Below are 21,358 nucleotides of genomic sequence, written 5' to 3'. Positions count from 1 at the left end.
TCACCCTCCTTCAATTTGACTATTTTTCAATAGTTCACGATAATCGACAGTAATTTGTCACTTTTATGATGTACCCCTGTCAATAGTTCTTTATAATAGTAGTAACACCAATCCGAAAGGAGGCATTTATTTGAAGCCAGATCATGGACTATTCGTGCCGGAAGTGCCCGGCATAATGAAAAGTCTCGAACAATTTTATATGGTGACACGAACTGATAGCGAAGGTTCCATTACTTATACGAACAAGAATTTTTTGAACACAAGCAAATGGACACCGAAGCGGGTAATTGGAACTCCCCTATGGCAAATGTTCCCTGATTCAGAAGAGGGCCAAAGTCAAGCTTATCTCATTTGGAACAGCGTAACGAGTGGAAAGACTTGGTTTGGCACCGTCGAAAAAGTTACACGTACCGGGGAACCCTATTTTGTAAATATGATTGCAATACCAATCTTGCCGACAGGCGAAGAACAACTGTCCGTCACTTTTCTCGAACTGGATATAACCAGCGATGTACAACTGCGTGACCAGCTTCAACAAATTGCATTCATCGACTATGAAACCGGACTAATGAGCCGGTATAAACTTGAAGCGACCGTTAATGATTTCATTAAGGAAGCAAAAAGTTTTTCCTTGGTCTACATAACTATCAATCACTACTATACGCTGAAGGATCTGCAATCGTCCGAATCAAAAACAGAACTCATCAAATCATTTTCCAATAGACTTAAACGTTTTTTCCGGGATGACCCCATTGCCAGGGTCGGTGTCAACGAATTTATCGTCTTGACCTCATTCGGGGATTGGTATGTACAAGGGTTCCTTCTCTTCCTGGAGCAGCATCCGATCTATATCGATAACTTTGCATTGCCGCTATCTGTTAGCGGAGGTATCGTCCGCTATCCCGAAGACCAAAAAACGTACAATCATTTGATGAAAGCGGCTTTGACCGCTACAAAAGACGTGGTTGATAATGGCGGGGGTAAAATCGCTTCACTTTCAGCCGCTTCCCATAAAGTACTGAATAGGCGGGCGATCATCGACCAAAAAATGCTCACTGCACTGAACCTTAATAACTTACAAGTCGTCTACCAACCGCAATTCGATGTCACGTCGGGTGAAGTTACGGTTTACGAAGCGCTTGTCCGCTGGAAAGATGATGAACTGGGCTATATCATGCCCGATGAGCTTATTCCAATTGCAGAAGAGAACGGTGTCATCCATGAAATCGGCGCTTTCGTACTCGGAGAAGCCGCAAAACTTGCCGCCACTTGGCATAAAAACGGACATCCCATAGGCATTTCAGTAAATACTTCAGTGCGTGAGTTCAGCAATCCACAGATGAAAAAGAAGATCATGGACATCCTTCAAACGACAAATTGTCCCGCGAACTGTATCCAACTCGAAATAACCGAGAAATTCGCATTCCAAGCTGAAGAGGAGAATTCAATCGCCCTTCAGATGAAAGCGCTTCAGGATGAAGGAATCGAATTCGCACTCGACGACTTCGGGACCGGCTATGCATCCTTCCGGTATATGCAGCATTTACCGATTACAAAAGTGAAAATAGACAAACTGTTCATCCACTCTTTATTGACACAGCCCAAGACCCAAAAGCTTGTCGACGGAATGATTCAATTCAGCAAATCGATGGGGTTATATGTAATTGCAGAGGGCGTCGAAACGAAAGAGCAATTCGAACTTCTCAAAACAATGGGCGTGAATGCCATCCAAGGCTATTATATCGGCGTTCCTGTAACTTCGGACGACATCATATATTAGGTTGAAGATTAATGAAACGGAGTGTCTCTAATCAGGAGAACACTCCGTTTTTCATACTGTTTTCTCCCGCTTCCTTCCGATTCCGGATCGAAAGATGAGCTGGATGATGACTTCCGCAAAGACAAGTCCCATTGCAATCGCACCGGACACCATAAAGGCGCCGGATGCAAATGATATTGCCGTTAAGTAATCTTCTTCAACGATATGACGCATCGCATTGTAGGCCATTCCCCCAGGTACGAGCGGAATGATTCCAGCAACACTGAAAATGATCATCGGCGTCCGGAAACGTTTGGCAAACAGATGGGCGACGAGGGCAACCATGAAAGCGCCCAAGAAGGAAGCTTGCACCGGATCGCCGTATAGCTCATTGAACACGCTATAAATAAGCCACCCTGTCATTCCTACGAAACCGCAATAGAACAACATCTTGCGCGGGGCATTAAAAATGATCCCAAACCCTGTCGCAGCAATGAAACTAAATATCCCCTGGACAATCCACGTCATACTTGCACCCCTTTTCCATTCAAAAAGATAGAACGAATGCTACCCCCGCCCCGATTGCAAAAGCGGTCAGAAATGCTTCCGCACCTTTAGACAACCCGGACATGAAATGACCTGCCATCAAATCACGGACGGCATTCGTGATGAGAAGTCCCGGAACGAGCGGCATGACCGACCCAATAATAATTTTATCGAGCTCAGTACCGAGCCCCGTCTGGATTGCGGCATAGCCGATTAGCCCGATGAACAGCGATGCAATGAATTCCGCAAAAAACTTCACCCGTGTCAGCTCGTGCATTGTCGTCGCGATGACGAAGCCAACACCCCCGGCGAAGATTGCAGCCGGGACATCCGTCCACAGACCATTGTATAAAATAAGAAAACTGCCACTGGCAATAGCCGCCGCAATGATCTGCAACCAAAGCGGGAACATGACATTCGCTTTTTCAATTGCCTGCAGCTCAGCATACGCTTCCTCAAGTGTATATTCATTTGTAGATAACTTACGTGAAACCGCATTGACGAGCGCCACTTTTTCAAGATCCGTCGTCCGGTTCTTTATACGGATCAGCTTCGTATGATGAGGGCTTCCGGGCGAAAAAATAATACCCGTCGGAGTCACGAAACTATGCGTGGCTGACAGCTTCTGGGTTTCCGCCATCCGCGCCATCGTATCTTCCACCCGGTACGTCTCGGCTCCAGCCTCCATCATGAGGCGCCCCGCCAGCAGACAACAATCGATTGCCATCTCTTTTTCTACTTTTGACATCATACACCTCCCAGGAAAGCCCTTTTCAATCATCTTATCGGAGGAAGGAGCAAAAAACAACGGACAAAGGCGGAGATGGCATGTTATCAGCCGTGCACACGGGAGGGACCAATCCAAGTAACATTTGATAGAAAATAAAATAAGCCGTCTATTCGATAAAAGGGATCGGACTAGACAGCTATTAGTGATGCGTACCGAAAAGATGCGCTTATTTATATTTCGAGTCTACATCATTTCCATATTATTCCTGTATTCTTTTAAGTGTACATTGAGTAATATATTCATGTATTAGATATTCATAAGAAGAGAGGTCAAACCGTTGAAGGCAGTTCGTATTTTATTAGTTTTACTAGTTACTTTTAGTCTTTTTTCTATAACACCTACTTTTGCAGCAGAAAAAACCATCGATCAATATTACATAGATGATGTAGATTACGGGCATGGAGCATATAAACAATTAGAACGCTTCCTGTACGCAGATATCATAGATGGATATGAACAAACAGAGGTTTATGAAGAAGATGGAGAAGAATATGAATATACATCCATTCTTTTAAAACCCGAAAATAATATTACCCGTGCACAATTTACAAAAATTTTGGTTAATGCTATGAATTTAACAAGTGGTGAGCTCAAAAAAACGTTCCCTGATGTAAATCCTGTAGCTTGGTATTATAACTATGTCCAAATTGCTAGTAGCAGAGGGATTATTACTGGAAAAGAAGATGGAACCTTTAAACCAAATGATAAGATTACACGTGCTCAGATGACTGCTATGATTTATCGCGCATTTAATGAGACGGTGGATTTTTCAAAAACAGGTAAAACTTTCAAAGATGTAACTCAAAAAAACTACGCTTATGAAGCAGTTGTAAAAACAGCAGGTGTCGGAATCGTAAATGGTTATGGTGACGAATTCAAACCGAATAATTTCGCTAAACGTTCCCATGCCGTATTGATGATTGACCGTGCATTACATCTAGAATCCGGAACAGCTGAAGACGAACTTTCAGTGATTCAAACTGTAAATCGTAACGTCACAGAAGAGTTGTCACTATACTCTGAACAACAAAACCATGAAGCGTTGGAAGCTCTTTATCGCGAAACAACAATGGGGTATTACTTGGCTTATTCACTTGATAGCCAGAGTCTACTTGACGACCCTGAATATTCAATTGGTTCCATTACGATGAAACAAGTGGGTGAGCATTCAAGCAGAATCGTTTCTTTAAATAAGCGTCTTGCAGAAGTTAAAGTAGACAATCTAAAGGTTCATGTTTCCATGAGTGAACCAGAAATGGACATGTATTTTGAAATGACAATAGATATGTCAGGAACTGCATATTTAAAGAAAACAGAAGACGGAACTTGGAAAATTTATAACATTGTCTACGATGATGAGGACTATGAAGATATGCTAACTGAAGCTATGTCTGACAATTAATCTAAAAAAGATTCCCCACTCTACTTTAAAGAGGAGGGAATCTTTTTTTCATCATTTAGCTATAAAAACGAATGGAGAATGACTGATGTTTATCGGATAGAAAAGCAGCGATTCCGTTACTTTAGAAAGTATATCATCTGCGTATTAATCTGCACAAAAAAAGAAGATCAGGTTTCCCCGACCTTCACAATGTTCTTGTAATGCTTAACTTACGATACATCGCTAGTACCTTTATATTTTCTCGTTCCCACTCTATATTTCTTTGCACAGGAATCTTGAATTGTTTCTCCATTTCAGTCATTAAACCGGCCAGTAGAATGTCTTTTCTCGGTTGGTCTGCATGGATGATTCTTTCATATTCCCTCTGATAATCTAACAGTGATTTCTTGGCCATCATTTCATTTCCCCTTCTGCAGGTATTGATAAAAGCGTTCAGTGACTTCTTCAGCCCCTTCGTTTTGGTTAGACATTTACCGTTTACACTTCCCATGATTTTCTCCGCTATCCAAATAAAAAGAAATGAATATAGACACTTACATTTCATTATCGCCATAAATACCACTATTGTTGGTCGGTAATTTCTTTTATTCTTTAGACACTAAGAACACTATATATCGGTTTTATTCATTAGGTTATTTTATTGCAATTCCAATAGTAGAGGTTTTAAAATTACGGACAACCGAATAATCATAGGTATCGATATTTTAATCTTTGCTTTTATAATAAATAATTAAACAAAAAAGGCGCAAGGAAAAAGGATGGTCTACAACTCTATAGGTAAGGTTAATTTCTTCTTTGAACGTAATACGGGTGTAACGGCTTGCTGTGGTGGTGACGGTGTATCATGGTGATTATACATTACATCTAGGCGAATATTTTTATATTCTTTTTCCAGGGGTGATGAATATTGAAAAAGAGAAATTCGTTTTTTGTATTTCTATTGGGTTTTTCATTTTATTTCATTGCTACTACTATTTTTGAAATATTTTTCAGGTAACGATTTAAATAACCAAATCAATATACCTGGGGGAACTAGCGAAGACGCTATTCGGTGCCAGCTGCCGTCACAATTCGAGGGGCGTGAATTGTGTCAGTAACTGGACACCGATAGCCAAAGCGTATTTACCGATATTTGTTTATATCTTTACCTTCTTGAAAAGTATGGATTTTTTAATAAATGCATTTACTACTCTGGCATTTGAAAAGCTGAACCGAGCGAAGGCGCCTCACAGGGGTAGCCGAAGCCATAAGACTGACGACGAAGTTGTCTGGCTTATAGCGAGAGGCATCCCCGAGCGCCGAAGCGTGTATGATGGGCAATCCTTATTACACTCTATAATAGTGAACTTTTTCCGTACCTCCTCCAATATCGCTGAGAAGAACCAGCACAGGTATTCCCCAGTGCCGAAGCGAATATTGTGGACAGCGCTTAGTCTAGTCAATAAATATAAAGTATTGTTCATTCATCCACAAGACACTTCCATTCAAATCTTTATCCACATGTTCATAACTTCTTTACGAACTGGAAAAGGTCCGGCACTTGACCGGACATCATTCCCTTCATTTGATTGGCACACCGTCAATCGGCGCGTACGTATCAAGTGAGTAATTGTTGATTTCCTTCATTGAAATAGTGTACAAAACGTCTTTACTATAAAGCAGGCGCTGAATCTCCTTTTCCCATTCCTCGTATTGTTCCCCGCGCGTGTTCTTTTTCAGCAGATCTCCTCGTAAGACGATGCCATGTTCCGGCGTAATTTCGTAGACAAGAGCGCCCGAACTTTGTAGCCCGATGTAATCTTCTTTCCCTGTTTCATCGTAAATAGCAATCGGAAAACCGTACAAGTTTCTTTCTTTATGCTGGAACAAAGCTTTATGATCATATTGAATCGGTGAATGAGTCCCCCGCCCGCCTATGATTTCAGTGTCCTTCTCTTTCGGTTTGTTGAAATCAGTCACATCGAACAAGGAAACCTTCATCCCCATCGTCAAAATGATTGGCTCTCCGCCTTGCGGATTTTTCTCTGCAGTCGTTTCATAACCGAAACCAATCAGATGATTATCATCAAGCGGATGTAAATAATTGCTGAAACCAGGAATCTTCAGTTCACCGAGCACTTTGGGCGCAGCCGGATCGGCCACATCAATCACAAATAACGGATCCGTTTCCCGGAAAGTCACCATATAAGCCTTATCCCCCATAAAACGTGCTGAGTAGATGCGCTCCTTCTTCGCAAGACCTTCAACCGATCCCGTGACCTTCAGGTTTTCATCCAAAATGAAAAGATGATTTTCAGATGACTTTTTATCATCCCATGTATTCCCTTCTGTCGTAACGACGCGGAAATAGCCATTATGTTCATCCATTGAAAACTGGTTGAGCAGATGCCCTTTCAGCTTTGCAGAACTGTGGAATGTGACATCCGTTTTGTTCAATGTGAATTTGAATAGTTCACTGTTTGCTATACCGGGATTCCAAATCATTTTATTTGAAGTAGCGGCGTTCGTTTCGTAAATTGTCGCTGTGAGATATAAATGATCCGCAGACATATAAAGCTGCTCGCTGCCGCCTAGATATCCTTTTGTCACAACCTTGCTTTCCGCCGGCGATGACAGATCGACAGCCGTGATGACAGAGTAGGAAGGTTCCATCGCCCCCGGTAAAATCGCGATATCAGCATAGTCGAGAAGCATCGTTTCCTTATCTTCCTTGGAATCATACACTTGCGGACGAAGCACATCCCCGTCTAAACTTGGCATGCCCCATAAATCCGGCCAAACGTTCGTTACGAAGTACATCATATCCCCTGTCTTCCGTGCACCATTCAAATAACCTTCCGCTCCGATTTCCCGTATGAGCTTAGGGGTTGACGGGGTTGAAATTTCATACATACGGACTGTCGTCATTCCGTTCATTGACCTGCTGATCTTCGCTGCTTCGTTCCCCTCATATCCGTGAGGTTCATATTTCACACCTAAAACAATCAACAAGTTTTCATGGAGAAATAGCTGGGATGGATAAAATTCATCTTCCATTTTGATCGCCCCGGCTTTCTGGATCTTTTGCGGTTTTCGGATATCGGTAATCGTAACTTGATTATTGCCCATTACGGCATAAATATAGTTGCCGTCCGTCTTGACGGTATCGGCTTCATCGACTCCTTCGACTTGATTGTTCGTTGTGGAATGATCTCCTCCACCGCCGCCCTGGGAAGAGTTAGCAGAATCGGCACTGGCCATCTTTGACTCTTCTTTTTCCACCACCATGTCTTTCTGCTGCATGGACTTCGCACGTTCGAAATATATCTTCAACTCTTTTGCCGTTGCGACGGATTCGATTGTTTCATGTACTGTGAACTTGATTTTATCGACGGGACGTGATGTGAGATATTTTCCGTCAACTGCATTTTTATTGACATGCAACGCATAGGAACCCGCAGTAAGCCCCTTCACTTGAAGTGTCTTACCTGCATTGTCGAGCATGACAGTAGCGGTCACCCGCCTTCCATTATGATTGGTAATGTAGAGGTCACCCGAATCCAGTGCATCTTTCCTCAAAGGTGTGGAGAAGGTTGCGCTCCATCCCTGTTCGGAAAGTGCATTATCCGATGCCGTCACAGTCACTTTGTCCATCCATAATGCACCGGAAATTGTAGCTATGGTAATGAAAGCCGTAATAAACAGCCAAATCACCTTTTTTCTCAATTTGACCAACCCTCTCCTTTTGTTAGTACACTATTAGACTGCGAAAAAGGAATTTCGTTTCACTAAACTGAAAATTTTTACAGTTGTCGTTTTTTGTATTATTATGCTAAAAACATATCGAATGAATTAGGTGCGTACTATAAGATGAAGAAGGACTAAAGAAAAGGGGGATATCTCTATGAGAGTATTAACTAGATGGTCGAACACGCTGATGGAACGGTATTTACCGGATCCTTATATTTTCGTGGCCATTTTGACGTTGGTCGTGTTTTTGCTGGGCCTCGGATTAACCGATTCCGGGCCGCTCGATATGGTAGCGCATTGGGGAGATGGTTTCTGGGGGCTCCTCGCATTTACGATGCAGATGGTCATTGTTCTTGTTGCCGGACACGTATTAGCTAGCAGTCCAGTATTCAAGAAATTGTTAAGTACATTGGCGGGTTTCGCGAAATCACCGGGTTCAGCGATTCTCCTCGTTTCGGTCGTATCGCTGATTGCTTGTTGGATTAACTGGGGCTTCGGTCTCGTCATCGGTGCGCTTTTTGCAAAAGAAATTGCGCGCAAAGTGACAACGGTCGACTATAGGCTGTTAATTGCCAGCGCTTACTCAGGTTTCATCATTTGGCACGGTGGTTTGGGCGGATCGATTCCACTATCGATTGCGACTGCGGATCACCCGTTTGCAGGCATCATGGGTGTCGTTCCGACGTCTGAAACAATCTTTTCAAGCTATAATATCATTATTGTTGTTGCACTCATCATTTCAGTTCCGATTTTAAACCGCTTCATGATGCCGAAACCGGAAGATACGGTTACCGTCGATCCGAAGCTATTGGAAGAACATATTGAAATCGAAGAAGATACAGACCGTACACCAGCAAGCAGGCTTGAAAACAGTATTACGCTTTCGATGCTGATTGGTGCGCTTGGACTTGTCTATCTCATTCAGCATTTTGTCTTGAAAGGCTTCGATTTGAATTTGAATATCGTCAACTTAATATTCTTCACGCTCGGAATCATTTTCCACGGTTCGCCGAAACGATTCCTCGCTGCCGTGGCGAACGCTGTGAAGACAACGGGTGGTATCATTATCCAATTCCCATTCTATGCGGGGATTATGGGAATGATGGTCGCTTCCGGTCTTGCGGGCGTCATGTCTGAATGGTTCGTCAGTATTTCGAATGAGCATACATTCCCGCTCTTCACGTTTTACGCAGCGGGACTTGTGAACTTCTTCGTGCCATCAGGCGGCGGACAATGGGCTGTGCAAGCTCCTATCATGTTGGACGCAGCACAATCGCTCGGCGTCAGCTATTCGAAAACAGCTATGGCGATCGCATGGGGCGACGCATGGACAAATATGATCCAGCCGTTCTGGGCATTACCCGCACTCGCAATAGCGGGGTTGCGCGCGAAGGATATTATGGGCTATTGTTTATTCGTTCTGATACTGAGCGGTATCGTAATTAGCATCGGGCTATTTTTCTTTTAAATTAAGTGACAAGGGCTGTTCCGTACGTCGGTATTTTATCGACATATGGAACGGCCCTATTTTTATTTGGATGTAGCTATTAATTTGCGGACCGACCATATCCGATGTCTGACCAACCGTATAACATTGTGGACCGACCATATTCGGTGCGAGACCGACCATAAAACACCGCCAACCAATCATAACCAATGCGAGACCGACCATAAAACACCGCCAACCGATCATAACCAACACACGCTAAATTCCCGTCAGTATGATTTCCGTGTCCAGGTCCACCTTATTCACGTAGCTTACGTTTCACCGCATATATGAAATGGGTACTTCTAAGATGAAGTTATTTTTAGATAAGAAAGGACTGAACACTTTGGAAACCGCTGAAACAATCAAGAAACCAAAACGAAATTTAAAACCATATTGGATTGCACTTGCATTTATTGTCATGATTATCATCATGCTTCTTCCTAATTCTGGTGACTTGCCTGTAATGGGGCAACGTGCACTCGCTATCTTGGCGTTTGCGGTCATTCTTTGGATGACCGAAGCGGTAGCCTATCCGGTGAGTTCGGCAATGATTATCGGCCTAATTGCCGTGACACTCGGTCTTGCACCCGATATGGCGAATCCCGATGCCATGCTTGGCACGAAAGCTGCCCTTAAATTGGCGCTCGGTGGGTTTTCAAACTCCGCGGTTGCGCTTGTTGCCGCCGCCCTATTTCTGGCTGCAGCGATGCAGGCGACAAATCTCCACAAACGGCTCGCACTGTATATCCTGTCAAAGGTAGGCGTAAAAACGGGCGCTATCGTTTTTGGTGCCATCATCGTATCGATTGTTCTTGCGTTCTTCGTGCCAAGTGCTACTGCACGTGCAGGCGCGGTTGTTCCAATTCTTCTCGGGATGGTTGCGGCGTTCGGTTTGCCGCATAATAGCCGACTTGGTGCACTTCTTGTCATCACTGCCGTACAATCAGTCTCAATCTGGAATATCGGGATCAAGACAGGTGCTGCACAAAATATGGTTGCGCTCGGTTTCATCGAAAAAGAAATGGGCGTGTCCATCTCCTGGGGAGCATGGTTCCTGTATGCAGCTCCGTGGTCAATTGTCATGTCCATCGTTCTGTATTTCGTCATGATTAAACTGATTAAGCCAGAAACGCAAGTTGTCGAAGGCGGAACGGAATTGATCCAGGGTCAGCTGAAAGAACTTGGTCCGATGAAATCTTCAGAGAAACGGTTGATTGTCGTCGCTCTCGCCCTTCTGTTCTTCTGGTCAACTGAAGAAGTGCTTCACCCCTTTGACACGACGACCGTAACACTTGTGGCGATTGCAATTCTTCTCTCCCCTAAAATTGGCGTCTTCGACTGGAAAACGGTTGAAAAGCTTATCCCATGGGGAACGATCATCGTCTTTGCAGTGGGCATTGCACTTGGTACCGTTCTTTTAGATACAGGAGGCGCACAATGGCTATCCAACAGAGTATTCGGTGCAATGGGTCTTGAAAATATGCCGCTACTTGCGACGATTGCCTTACTGTCACTGTTTAACATACTTATCCATTTGGGATTCGCCAGCGCAACAAGCTTGTCATCGGCACTTATCCCGATTTTCATCGCGCTTACAACGACGATTTCATTGGACGCAAACAGTGTCGGATTTGTTTTGATCCAACAATTTGTTATCAGTTTCGGTTTCCTTCTTCCCGTCAGCGCACCGCAAAACATGCTTGCTTATGGTACAGGTTCATTCACGGTAAAGGATTTTCTGAAGTCTGGTATCGTGCTTACGGTTGTCGGCTATTTACTTATCCTGCTGTTTAGTGCTACGTATTGGAAGTGGATTGGACTCTTGTAGGATTTAGATAAACGCCAAGAGCACATCGGTTTCCAATCATCTTGGTGGTTTGTAGTTTATCCAAATAGATGAAAGGGAATCACCTATTAATAGGACAAGTTGTATAGGAGGAATTATTTTGTCAAAAGATAAGTATGAAATAATTGATGAACAAGTTCCAGGGCAGACACAGGATCAGCAACCCGGTGTAGAGGCGGAAATGAATCCGGCCCCGATTTATGACGATGAAAATTATAAAGGTTCAGGGAAATTGAAAGGAAAAAGCGCTTTGATCACGGGCGGCGATAGCGGTATCGGTCGTGCAGTTGCGGTCGCTTACGCCAAGGAAGGCGCAAATGTGGCAATCGCATACTTGGGCGAACAAGAGGATACCGATGCGGATAAAACGGTGAAACTCATCGAAGAATATGGCGGGAAAGCGTTGAAGATCCGAATCGACATCAGTGAGGAAGAACATTGCGAGCAATTGATCGATGAAGTTGTTGATAAATTTGGCGGTTTGAATATCCTCGTCAACAATGCAGGAAAACAGTTTCCGCAAAACGATATTTCCTTGATTACAGCCGATCAACTCCGCGAGACATTCGATACGAACTTCTTCGGGTTGTTCTATCTGACGAAGGCGGCAGTACATCATATGACGGATGGTGATGCCATTATTAATACTTCGTCTGTTACAGCGTATAACGGTTCGCCAGGTTTGATCGATTATTCCGCTACAAAAGGTGCTATCACTTCATTCACCCGTTCGCTCGCACTGAACTTGGCAGAAAAAGGGATACGCGTTAATGCAGTGGCACCTGGTCCAATCTGGACACCGCTTATTCCGGCAACTTTCGACGCAAAAAAAGTGGAACAGCACGGAGAAGATACACCGGTGAAACGCCGTGGGCAACCTGCTGAAAATGCACCCGCATATGTGTTCCTCGCATCCAGTGATTCCAGTTATATGACCGGCCAGACGATCCATGTCGATGGCGGCGGTTTTGTAGGTTCATGACGAAAAGGCCCCTTCACACGGAACTTCTTCCGCGTGAAGGGGCTTTTCCCATTATGCTTCCACTATTTCCTTCGAATATCTTCTTTTGTAAAGAAGTGCAAAGTATCCGAATGTAATTGCAAGAAATGCGACCATGAATCCGATGAGGATACCGTTATTTATCCACAGGAACGACATATTTCCTGTGGAAATGGCCGCTTTGAATGCTTGAACGGAATACGTCATCGGCAATAATGTGTTGAAAACTTGAAGTGGTGCTGGAATTAATTCAAGAGGGAAGGTTCCCGCACTTGTTGTTAATTGCAAAATAAGGACAAGAATGGCTACAAACCGTCCCGCATCAGACAGAATGGATACGCACATCTGTACAAGCGCGATAAATGTGTAGCTTGTGATAATTGCAGTCAAAATGAACATCGGTGTATTAACTGTTTCCATTCCAAGTGCGAACTTGACAACCCCTGCTGCAATAAGCGCTTGCAACAGACCAACGATTGCAAGAACGGAAACTTTACTTGCGAACCATCCGAATGCCCCTGTCGGTTTAATGGCCGGTTCGACTAGCGGGAATACGATGGATAAAAGAAGTGCACCGACAAATAGTCCAAGTGACAAGAAGTATGGTGCAAAACCGGTGCCATAGTTCGGTACATGGTTAATGCCTTCCTTCTCGACATCGACAGGTGCTCCGACCATGCCATATGTTTTGTCTGTCGGATTCACTTCACTTGCAGTTTCATTCGCTTCGGCAAGCTTTTCTTTTAATGTCAGTGTTCCTTCATCAAGTTCGACTATGCCGTCAGCCAGTGTCGCGGATCCTTTGGCAAGTTCTTTTGATTTGGATGCGAGTGTATCCGTTCCTGTTTTCAACGTGCCCGTTCCTTCCGTTAAAGAAGCAAGACCCGACGCTAAATCGGATGAACCTTTCTGAGCTGTTGTTACACCCTCCGCGAGCTGTGCAATTCCGGATGAAAGTTCTTTGTTCCCTGATGCTAAAGCGGTCGATCCTTCACGAAGTTCAGCGGACGATCCATTCAATTTCTGCAGTCCCGCCAATGCCTGGTTATACGCATCAGCCAATTGACCTGCTACTCCATTCAACTCTGCGGTACCTGCCGACAGTGAACCAGTGCCCGCGGCGAGTTGCTGCATTCCACCCGATAGTTCGTTACTTCCTTGTTTCACTTGGCTCAATGCCGCGTTTAACGCTGCTTGCTGTTCTTCCGGAAGGGATGCAAGTACCGGAGCAAGACTTGCTGAAAGTTGATCAATTCCAGCGTCCAAGTTGGTTGAACCTTTTACAAGTTGGCTGGCGGCTGTATTTAATCCGGCTGATTTTTCATTCAACGTACCTACCGCCGTGCCAAATTCTTTTTCTTTTTGGGCAATCTGATCGTAACTTGCTGTCAGCTGGTCGACTCCATTCGTATATTTAGCGATACCGTCTTTCAGCCCATTTGCTCCCGCTGATGCTTTTTGCGCTCCGGCAAGAAGGTCTGCTGACCCTTTCGATAATGTGCCCAGTCCTTTATTCAACTCAGTGGCCCCTTTCGCCGCATCGTTCGCTCCTTGCGCAAGTTTCTGTGAACCGTCCGCAAGTGTAACAGTGCTGCTTGCCAATGTTTCAAGGTACCCTTTTAATTCATCTGCACCTGTTAATAATTTTGCAGCGCCATCATGTAAATCACCGGCGCCGTCCGCCGCTTCACCGAACCCATTCCCCATCTCAGTAATGGAATCAAAGAGTTTTTCTGCGTACGTTGAAGCGACTTGTTCGTTCACTTCTGCACGAATCCGATCCATTGCTGTCTCTCCGATTTGAGCGGAAAGGAAGTTGAAACCTTCATTCGGCTTATAGACAATTGTCAGTTTTTCCGGATTTGCGTCCAACAGTGTAGTTGCGTGTTCGGAGAAATTTTCCGGTATTTCAATGACGACGTAATAGTCTTCATTTTCGAGCCCTTTTTCCGCATCCGATTTTGAGACTTTTGTAAAATCAAACTGCTTACTGTCAATTAATTTATCGGTCAGTTCCTTCCCAAGCGCCAGTTGTTCGCCATCCATTTCCGCCCCCTTATCAAGGTCGACGATTGCAACGGGCAAATCATTCATATTGGCATATGGATTCCAAAATGCCCATAAAAACATCCCTGCATATAGAACGGGGATAAACAAAATAGCAATCAGTGGGACGATTAGTTTTCTTGAACGTAAGAGCAGTTTCCATTCCGCCCATGTCATTGATTTTTTCATAAATTGACTTCCTCCTGTACTGGTTGACCATTTTCCTCAAACGGTCATATCGGAATAAAAAAAGAGTCTCATAACAAGAGACTTTTAAAAATGGTCCCACTAAGTAACGCAACGATGCGCTCTTCTGCAAGCTCGACATCGTGGGTTTTTCCCCAGTCTGCTACAAGTGAAAGATACGCTTTAAATAACAAATACGCTACTAACTCTGTATCGCATGGCTTCAATTCACCTTTTGCAATCGCTTTTTCTATCTTCTCTTTCACATAAGAAACGATTTCATTTTCAATTGCCTGCAGCACTTCGCTAACAGCGGGTGTCCGAAGTTCTTTTTCTTCGTCAATCAGTTTCGCATACAATTGATGGGTCTCACGGAATTTAAGCATCCGCATCAGGCGTGCATGTGCATTTTGTTCAAAAGGCGCGCCCTCGATAGCAACGGCATCCGCTTCCGCCCGCATTTCATTGATCAGTTTCAAAACAATGGCATTGAACAGTTCTTCCTTATTTGAGAAAAACGTATAAATTGTTCCTTTGCCGACATTTGCAATCTTCGCGACTTGGTCCATCGTCGTTGCTTTATAACCGAAAAGCGAAAATGATTTCGCCGCCGCTTCCAAAATCTCCTGCCTGCGATCCATTTCTCCACCTCACTTTGAATGGGTTACTCTTGTGACTGAAATACAAATATGGTCATATAGTCATTATATTACGCTCGACCTAGAATTTATGCAAGCTTTTTTTAGATTGAAAAAGTCCAGGACAGACTTGGGTGACAGTCACCTATACAATTCCCACACAATTCACCCGAACTTCAAATTGATTTAGCGTACAGATTTAAAGAATAAAAAAGAACCCGCAATTATGGTGAGAAGACACCGTACTGCGGGTTCTTTAGTATGAATTAAAAATTTAAGCCAATTGCTGTTCCGCAAATTCACGATATAACGCATGCGATTGTGTCAGTTCCTGATGGGTTCCGCTCCCTGTCACTTGCCCATTTTCAATAAAAATGATTTTATCGGCATCGACAATTGTTGATAACCTGTGGGCAATGACAAACGTCGTACGCCCTTCCATTAATCGCGTCAAGGCGTCTTGAACAACGCCTTCCGATTGGCTATCCAAGCTTGCTGTCGCTTCGTCCATCATTAATATTTTGGGGTCACGCAGAAAAGCACGTGCGATGGCGATTCGCTGTCTTTGGCCTCCCGAAAGTTTCACACCGCGTTCTCCAACTTCAGTGTCCAATCCTTTCGAAAATGTTTTAATGAATTCGTCGGCATATGCCATTTCAGTGACTTCCCAAAGTCTTTTATCAGGGATACTTTCACCATTTTCCAACCCGTAGCATAAATTTTCGCGAATTGTCCCGGCCATCATGGCACTTTCTTGTGAAACATAGCCAATCTGACTGCGCCACGATGCCATCGACAACTCTTTTATAGGTGTATCGCCGATTCGGACTTCACCGCCAGTTGGTTCGTAAAAACGTTCCAGCAGTCCGAACATCGTTGTTTTACCCCCGCCGCTCGGTCCGGCAAAAGCAATCATTTCACCTGGTTGTGCTTCGAAGGACACTTTTTCAAGCACCGGTTCATCCTCTTGATAAGCAAAAGATACATCTACCACACGAATCGGTTTGTTCGCAATATCCATTTCCAATCCATCCTGCCCTTCTTCTAACGGCAGTTCTAAAATATCGATAATACGCTCTGTTGCGCCTTTCGCTTTTTGCAACTGTGTGAAAAACATCGCAAAAGATGTGATTGGAAAAATGATTTGGAACAGATAAAGCAAGAAAGCAACGAGTGCTCCCGTCGACATTGTTCCATTCGCAACACGCATGCCCCCATACCCGATAATCATCACAATGACAACCATGACAACTAGGTACATGAATGGGGCAATCAAAGCAGTGATACGGGCTTCTTTCAAACCGAATCCGAGTAAATTCCCGATTCCCGCTAACCCTTTCGCTTCTTCATTCTCTTCCGCATTCGAAGCTTTCATTAAGCGGATTTCGCTCAGCGTCTGCTGAATATTGCCTGTAAAGACAGCTGTCTCATCTTGTAAGCCGCGTGAAATCTTCGCCATTTTGGTGCCAAGCGGAATCATGATTGCAACCGTTATCGGTACGGAAATTAACATGATGAGCGTCATTTTCCAATCCATAATGAGCAGGATGGTAACAGCACCAATGATTGAAATGATCCCTGTAATGAATTGTGGGAAATGTTGTGAAATCAATTCTCGCACGATTCCCGTATCGTTCACAACACGACTTACCGTTTCACCACTGGATTCTTTGTCAAAGTGGCTGACAGGTAAGCGGATAAGCTTTTTCCACATACGATCACGCAACCGCGCGACCACTTTTTGTCCGACGTAACTTAGCAAATAAATGGACACCCCATTTATGACTGCTTGGAGAATAAACGCCACTCCAATACCGATCATAAGCGGGACGCTTAACGAGGCAACCGAAAAACCATCCACTAAATTCTTCGTTAGCAATGGCACAACCAAACCAGCAAGTGTCGTAAGAACACTTGCCGTTAAACCAAAAATCAGAGCCAGTTTCGGTATTTTAGTCGATAAAATAAGCGACATAAACGGCTTCAAGCCGACTTTTGTCTTTTCCACAGTTTTCAACTCCATTCCGATGAATCTATTTTCAATAAATAGGATAACTAGATAAGCAAATAAAGATTACCTACAAATACGCTTCGGCATTTAGGCTACCCCTGTTAAGGCTCCTTTACTTAGTTTTTATGGATATTGATTCTTTTACTAACATAGTAAAGTCCTTTCCTAACCCAACCACTACATACATTTTACAACATTGATGCTAACAATTAGGTTTAGCCATCCTACACCTAAAACTGTAGCATAGCATTGGAGTAACCCATCACATTAGTTTAAGCTTTTTCTAAAAGCTTTTCCAACTGGAGGATTCCTTGAAATGAAACCGATTGAAGTCGCTAAAAAAAACTAACTATCAGCGTGAGTGCTTTACGACATAATGAAAGTTTAGCCTAGAATAAAAGGACGTTATTTCGTAGTTTGAAATAAAGATTTTCTCCTAATACACTTTCACTGGGGTGTTCATTATTGAGAGAGCTGCGGTTCGGAGTGTGGATTGTAGATCGCTTGGCTCTTTGGGGATGCCTCTCGTCCTAAGCCTTTGCCGCGCCTGCGCTGAGGCGTTCATTATCAAGGGAATTCTGAATCCAGGATGTATATGTTGATATTGTGAAATGAATACAATTCGATATTGAGTTAATTCAAATAAGGCGCACTACAGGTTGCAGGCATGATCCCCGAAAATGAAATGCGCATTCTTAAACAGACTAACCAGCGATGGCGCGTCTTAGTGGTAGCCGGAGCGATAAGACTGAAAGTGATCTTCTTTCCGGCTTATCGCGGGAGGCATCCACGAAGCGCCGAAGCGGTAGTCGACGGGATTCATTATTAATTCCATGTGAAGTGACTTCTGTTAATCGCATTCGCTCGGTTTATGTACAATAGCTGGCGTTGCTACCTAAATTGTAGTGAAGTAGATAGATTGGAATAAAGCATTCCTGCTAATACGCTTTGGCGCTCTGGGGACTCTCCCCCTAAGCCTGGATAAGCGCTTCGCATCCAATCTTAGGACTTCGGCTACCCCTTTGCCGCGCCTTCGCTGAGGCGTTTATTATCAAGAGGGTTGTGAATTTGGGATGTATATATTGGGTTTGTGAATGAGTGAAATTCGATACTACCTTAATTCGAAGTAGACGCATTATAGGTTGTAGATTAAATATTGGATAATGAAATGCACTTTCATAAACAGCCAATCCAACGCAGTCGCGTCTTATTGGTAGTCGAAGCGGCGTCAGCTAGAATCCCTATTAATTCTATCTTACATAAATTCCACATAAAAAGGTTAGCAGGGACGGTTATCTCCATCCCTCGCTAATCCTCCTCCACTTATATACGTAGATTCCGCAATCGATCAATCGCTTTTTGCAGTACATCCACTTTCTGAACAAGTGCCAACCTGACGAAACCGGCGCCTTCAGAACCGAAGATGCTGCCAGGAACCATGACGACACCGCATTGATCGATCACTTTAAACACAAATTCCTTGTCGTCCATCTCAAACGGATACTTTGCCCAGACAAACATTCCGCCACTTGAAGGAGTGGCCGACCACCCAATCTCCTCCATCCCCTCCATTAATACCTTATGGCGCGCTGAAAACTCTTTCCGCAGACGATCCGTAATTTCTTCCGCATTATCAAGCGCTACGACAGCAGCATCCTGAATCGGACCGAACGTTCCATAATCCAAATTCGATTTGAGCTGTCTAATAATGTGGATCATTTCGGCATTGCCGGCAATGTAAGCAATACGGGCACCTGCCAGGCTGAAGCTTTTAGATAATGAATTAATCTCCATTCCGACCTCCATTGCACCAGGTGTCGATAGAAAGCTGATCGGTGAATCACCTGTGAAATAGTATTCGGAATAAGCAGCGTCATGAAGCACAATGACATTATAGTTTTTGGCGAAAGCTACTACCTTCTCAAAATACGCCGGGCTCGGCATCGCTGGAACGGGATTGCCCGGTAAATTCAAAATGAGCATTTTAGCGTTTTGCGCAACTTCTTCGGGAATCGCTTCCAGGTCAGGTAAAAATCCATTTTCCGCTAACAACGGCATCTCATAAGGAATTGCACCCGCAAGCTTAATGCCCGCCTCATAAGCTACATAAGCAGGATTCGTTGTCAGCACAAAATCTCCTTCATTACAAAAAGCGAACGGAAGATGGACAAGTCCTTCTTGGGAGCCCATCGTTTGAATGATTTCCGTTTCAGGGTTGAGTGCAACACCGGAACGTCGCTGATAATAATTAGCAACCGCTTCGTTAAAACGTTTTGTACCACCGAGGGTATAACCATATGTATTAGCCAATGCACTTTGTTCCGATAAGGATTGTCTGACTTTTTCGTCAGGCGGAAGATCAGGACTGCCCAGACTCAAGTCAAAAATTTCGGTGCCGGAGGACTTTTTCACCTCGGCAGCTGCTCTTAAATCACCGAAAATTGCTGGCGAAAAGATAGACATTTTTAATGCAGGCTCTATTTCAAATGAAGTTTCAACTTTCATACGATATCTCTCCTTATTCACGAGTTAGTTATTTCAAGAGTTAGTTTATCACAAACTTTGGCACTATTGTAAAAAAGGCTAGAATGGATGAAAACATCTTATCTACCCTAGCCGTTTTTTATGGCGATTTCCCTTTTTATGGGTTCGAAATACTGCCCATAAAAAGAATGGTATCCGTTTCATCATCAGTAATTGTAAAGAAGAAAGGTCGGTTCACTTCCATAAAGAATGAATCATCGATGGAAGCTGATTCTGTAACCACTTCTATTGACGTTACCGCCGCTGCCTCAGTACCTTCTTCATTTACGTCAATGAATGTTTTCTGCTTCACTTTACTAATTTTCAACGGATCTCCTTCTTTGATCATTTTCGAAAAGTCTGCAGTATCCGCAAATGCATTTCCCATACCAAGTTTCATCAATGCATCATTCAACAGCGTTTCGTATTCCAATTGAAATTTAGGGAGCAGTACGGTACCTTGTCTTGCGTTAAATTCCTTATTCCAAGTCATCCAGTTCTCATTCGTAAGTAGTTTCTTGAATTCCTCTAAACCAGAGTTTTCTTTTGGCAAAAACACTTTCATACTCATTTCCCCGTCGCCATAAGGGAGCTGAACTGCTTGGAAATGTTCATTTTCCAAATATGAAAGCCTTTCATTCAAAGACATGAGCGGAGCAACTTTAATAGAACCGTCCTGTAAATGAAAAGTCTGATCTTTTGTAAGGTCCTTATCGAACTCATGTGACCAGTCGCCTTTAAAGTAAATCGCATTGACGAGTAGCGTAACTAAGTCAGAGTCTAATGGGGCCTGGACAATCTCAACTATCTTTTGATTCGTCGACTTTTTCACCCAATCATTGATCTGTTTTACGGAATCACTGTCATTTATATCGATTTCCTGAATTTCAGCGTTGAAGTAATCTTTATTGTATTTTGCAAAATCGTCCTGGAAATGAAATAGTTCATTCAACCAGATTGAATTGGCTATGTTCAATTGAATTTCGTCATTTTCTTTCATAAGCTTCGTCAGCCATGAAGCATTCGCCTGATTCAGCTCGTCCGCTTCCATTCCTTCTATATGCAGCGTCTTCGCAATTTCCTCTTTCGTCTTGCCATCCGCGCCGTTATAAACCATCGATAGAGCCATGAATAAACTTGCCGGTGAAATGAAAATATTGTTATTCGCATCTTCTTCAACTTCATGTAATAACTCGAATCCCAATTCGTTATTGGCGGTGATAATTTTCTTATAGTCATCCTTACCAAACTTCACATCATTCGAAATCGGCGTTGTGCTGTTGATCGTTTTCGGATTTGCCCCCGAACCGCACCCCGTGACAAATGCTAGTAAACTTATCATCAATATAGAGAGTATCCTTTTCTTGAACATTTCCTCCACCATCCCTTTAAT

General features: G+C 43.6%; 15 protein-coding genes. 5 read left to right on the top strand and 10 right to left on the bottom strand.

The annotated features are described in order from the left end of the window. The first annotated feature begins 130 nt into the window (after nt 1-130). Nucleotides 131-1,780 (top strand): sensor domain-containing protein, encoded by a 1,650-nt coding sequence (locus tag HDC33_RS01005; protein WP_255457263.1) that lies wholly within the window; start codon nt 131-133, stop codon nt 1,778-1,780. 51 nt (nt 1,781-1,831) lie between these two features. Here HDC33_RS01005 and HDC33_RS01000 read toward each other — a convergent pair whose 3' ends face one another. Together HDC33_RS01000 and HDC33_RS00995 are read right to left on the bottom strand one after the other, a co-directional pair. Then, a complete protein-coding gene (locus tag HDC33_RS01000; RefSeq protein ID WP_179390681.1) occupies nt 1,832-2,287 on the bottom strand; it encodes a threonine/serine exporter family protein in 456 nt (151 codons plus the stop codon). A gap of 19 nt (nt 2,288-2,306) precedes the next feature. After that, nucleotides 2,307-3,053, bottom strand: a complete 747-nt coding sequence (locus HDC33_RS00995) for a threonine/serine exporter family protein (protein WP_179390680.1) — start codon at nt 3,051-3,053, stop codon at nt 2,307-2,309. 319 nt (nt 3,054-3,372) lie between these two features. Here HDC33_RS00995 and HDC33_RS00990 point away from each other — a divergent pair, with 319 nt between their 5' ends. Then, complete coding sequence (locus tag HDC33_RS00990) at nt 3,373-4,497, top strand: S-layer homology domain-containing protein (protein ID WP_179390679.1); 1,125 nt, start codon at nt 3,373-3,375, stop codon at nt 4,495-4,497. 184 nt (nt 4,498-4,681) lie between these two features. Here HDC33_RS00990 and HDC33_RS00985 read toward each other — a convergent pair whose 3' ends face one another. Both HDC33_RS00985 and HDC33_RS00980 read right to left on the bottom strand, forming a co-directional pair. Continuing rightward, nucleotides 4,682-4,894 carry a hypothetical protein gene (locus HDC33_RS00985; protein ID WP_255457262.1) on the bottom strand — a complete coding sequence of 71 codons (213 nt, stop codon included), beginning with the start codon at nt 4,892-4,894 and terminating at the stop codon, nt 4,682-4,684. 1,163 nt (nt 4,895-6,057) lie between these two features. Continuing rightward, entirely contained in the window at nt 6,058-8,202 is a 2,145-nt protein-coding gene (locus HDC33_RS00980; RefSeq protein WP_179390678.1) for a beta-propeller domain-containing protein, read from the bottom strand. Between the two features lie 178 nt (nt 8,203-8,380). Here HDC33_RS00980 and HDC33_RS00975 point away from each other — a divergent pair, with 178 nt between their 5' ends. After that, nucleotides 8,381-9,694 carry a short-chain fatty acid transporter gene (locus tag HDC33_RS00975; RefSeq protein WP_179390677.1) on the top strand — a complete coding sequence of 438 codons (1,314 nt, stop codon included), beginning with the start codon at nt 8,381-8,383 and terminating at the stop codon, nt 9,692-9,694. Here HDC33_RS00975 and HDC33_RS00970 read toward each other — a convergent pair. Further along, entirely contained in the window at nt 9,680-9,898 is a 219-nt protein-coding gene (locus HDC33_RS00970) for a hypothetical protein (protein ID WP_179390676.1), read from the bottom strand. The genes HDC33_RS00975 and HDC33_RS00970 overlap by 15 nt on opposite strands. Nucleotides 9,899-10,133: 235 nt before the next feature. Here HDC33_RS00970 and HDC33_RS00965 point away from each other — a divergent pair, with 235 nt between their 5' ends. Together HDC33_RS00965 and HDC33_RS00960 are read left to right on the top strand one after the other, a co-directional pair. Beyond that, nucleotides 10,134-11,543 (top strand): DASS family sodium-coupled anion symporter, encoded by a 1,410-nt coding sequence (locus tag HDC33_RS00965; protein ID WP_255457350.1) that lies wholly within the window; start codon nt 10,134-10,136, stop codon nt 11,541-11,543. 118 nt (nt 11,544-11,661) lie between these two features. Next, nucleotides 11,662-12,543, top strand: coding sequence for an SDR family oxidoreductase (locus HDC33_RS00960; RefSeq protein ID WP_179390674.1), 882 nt, complete (start codon nt 11,662-11,664; stop codon nt 12,541-12,543). 51 nt (nt 12,544-12,594) lie between these two features. Here HDC33_RS00960 and HDC33_RS00955 read toward each other — a convergent pair whose 3' ends face one another. From HDC33_RS00955 to HDC33_RS00935, 5 genes are all read right to left on the bottom strand, one after another. Next, complete coding sequence (locus HDC33_RS00955) at nt 12,595-14,796, bottom strand: YhgE/Pip domain-containing protein (RefSeq protein WP_255457261.1); 2,202 nt, start codon at nt 14,794-14,796, stop codon at nt 12,595-12,597. Between the two features lie 68 nt (nt 14,797-14,864). Beyond that, the gene (locus tag HDC33_RS00950; protein ID WP_179390673.1) at nt 14,865-15,434 is read right to left on the bottom strand and encodes a TetR/AcrR family transcriptional regulator; all 570 of its coding nucleotides are present in this window, start codon (nt 15,432-15,434) and stop codon (nt 14,865-14,867) included. A gap of 271 nt (nt 15,435-15,705) precedes the next feature. Then, nucleotides 15,706-17,454 carry an ABC transporter ATP-binding protein gene (locus HDC33_RS00945; protein ID WP_179390672.1) on the bottom strand — a complete coding sequence of 583 codons (1,749 nt, stop codon included), beginning with the start codon at nt 17,452-17,454 and terminating at the stop codon, nt 15,706-15,708. A gap of 1,311 nt (nt 17,455-18,765) precedes the next feature. After that, nucleotides 18,766-19,947 carry an aminotransferase class I/II-fold pyridoxal phosphate-dependent enzyme gene (locus tag HDC33_RS00940; RefSeq protein WP_255457260.1) on the bottom strand — a complete coding sequence of 394 codons (1,182 nt, stop codon included), beginning with the start codon at nt 19,945-19,947 and terminating at the stop codon, nt 18,766-18,768. Nucleotides 19,948-20,083: 136 nt separating this feature from the next. Next, nucleotides 20,084-21,337, bottom strand: a complete 1,254-nt coding sequence (locus tag HDC33_RS00935; protein ID WP_179390671.1) for a serpin family protein — start codon at nt 21,335-21,337, stop codon at nt 20,084-20,086. Between the last annotated feature and the right edge of the window lie 21 nt (nt 21,338-21,358).

It is taken from the genome of Sporosarcina sp. JAI121 (assembly GCF_013408665.1).
In the GTDB taxonomy this organism is placed as follows: domain Bacteria; phylum Bacillota; class Bacilli; order Bacillales_A; family Planococcaceae; genus Sporosarcina.
Note: the sequence above shows the minus strand (reverse complement) of the source record. Positions and strands in the feature narration are given on the sequence as shown.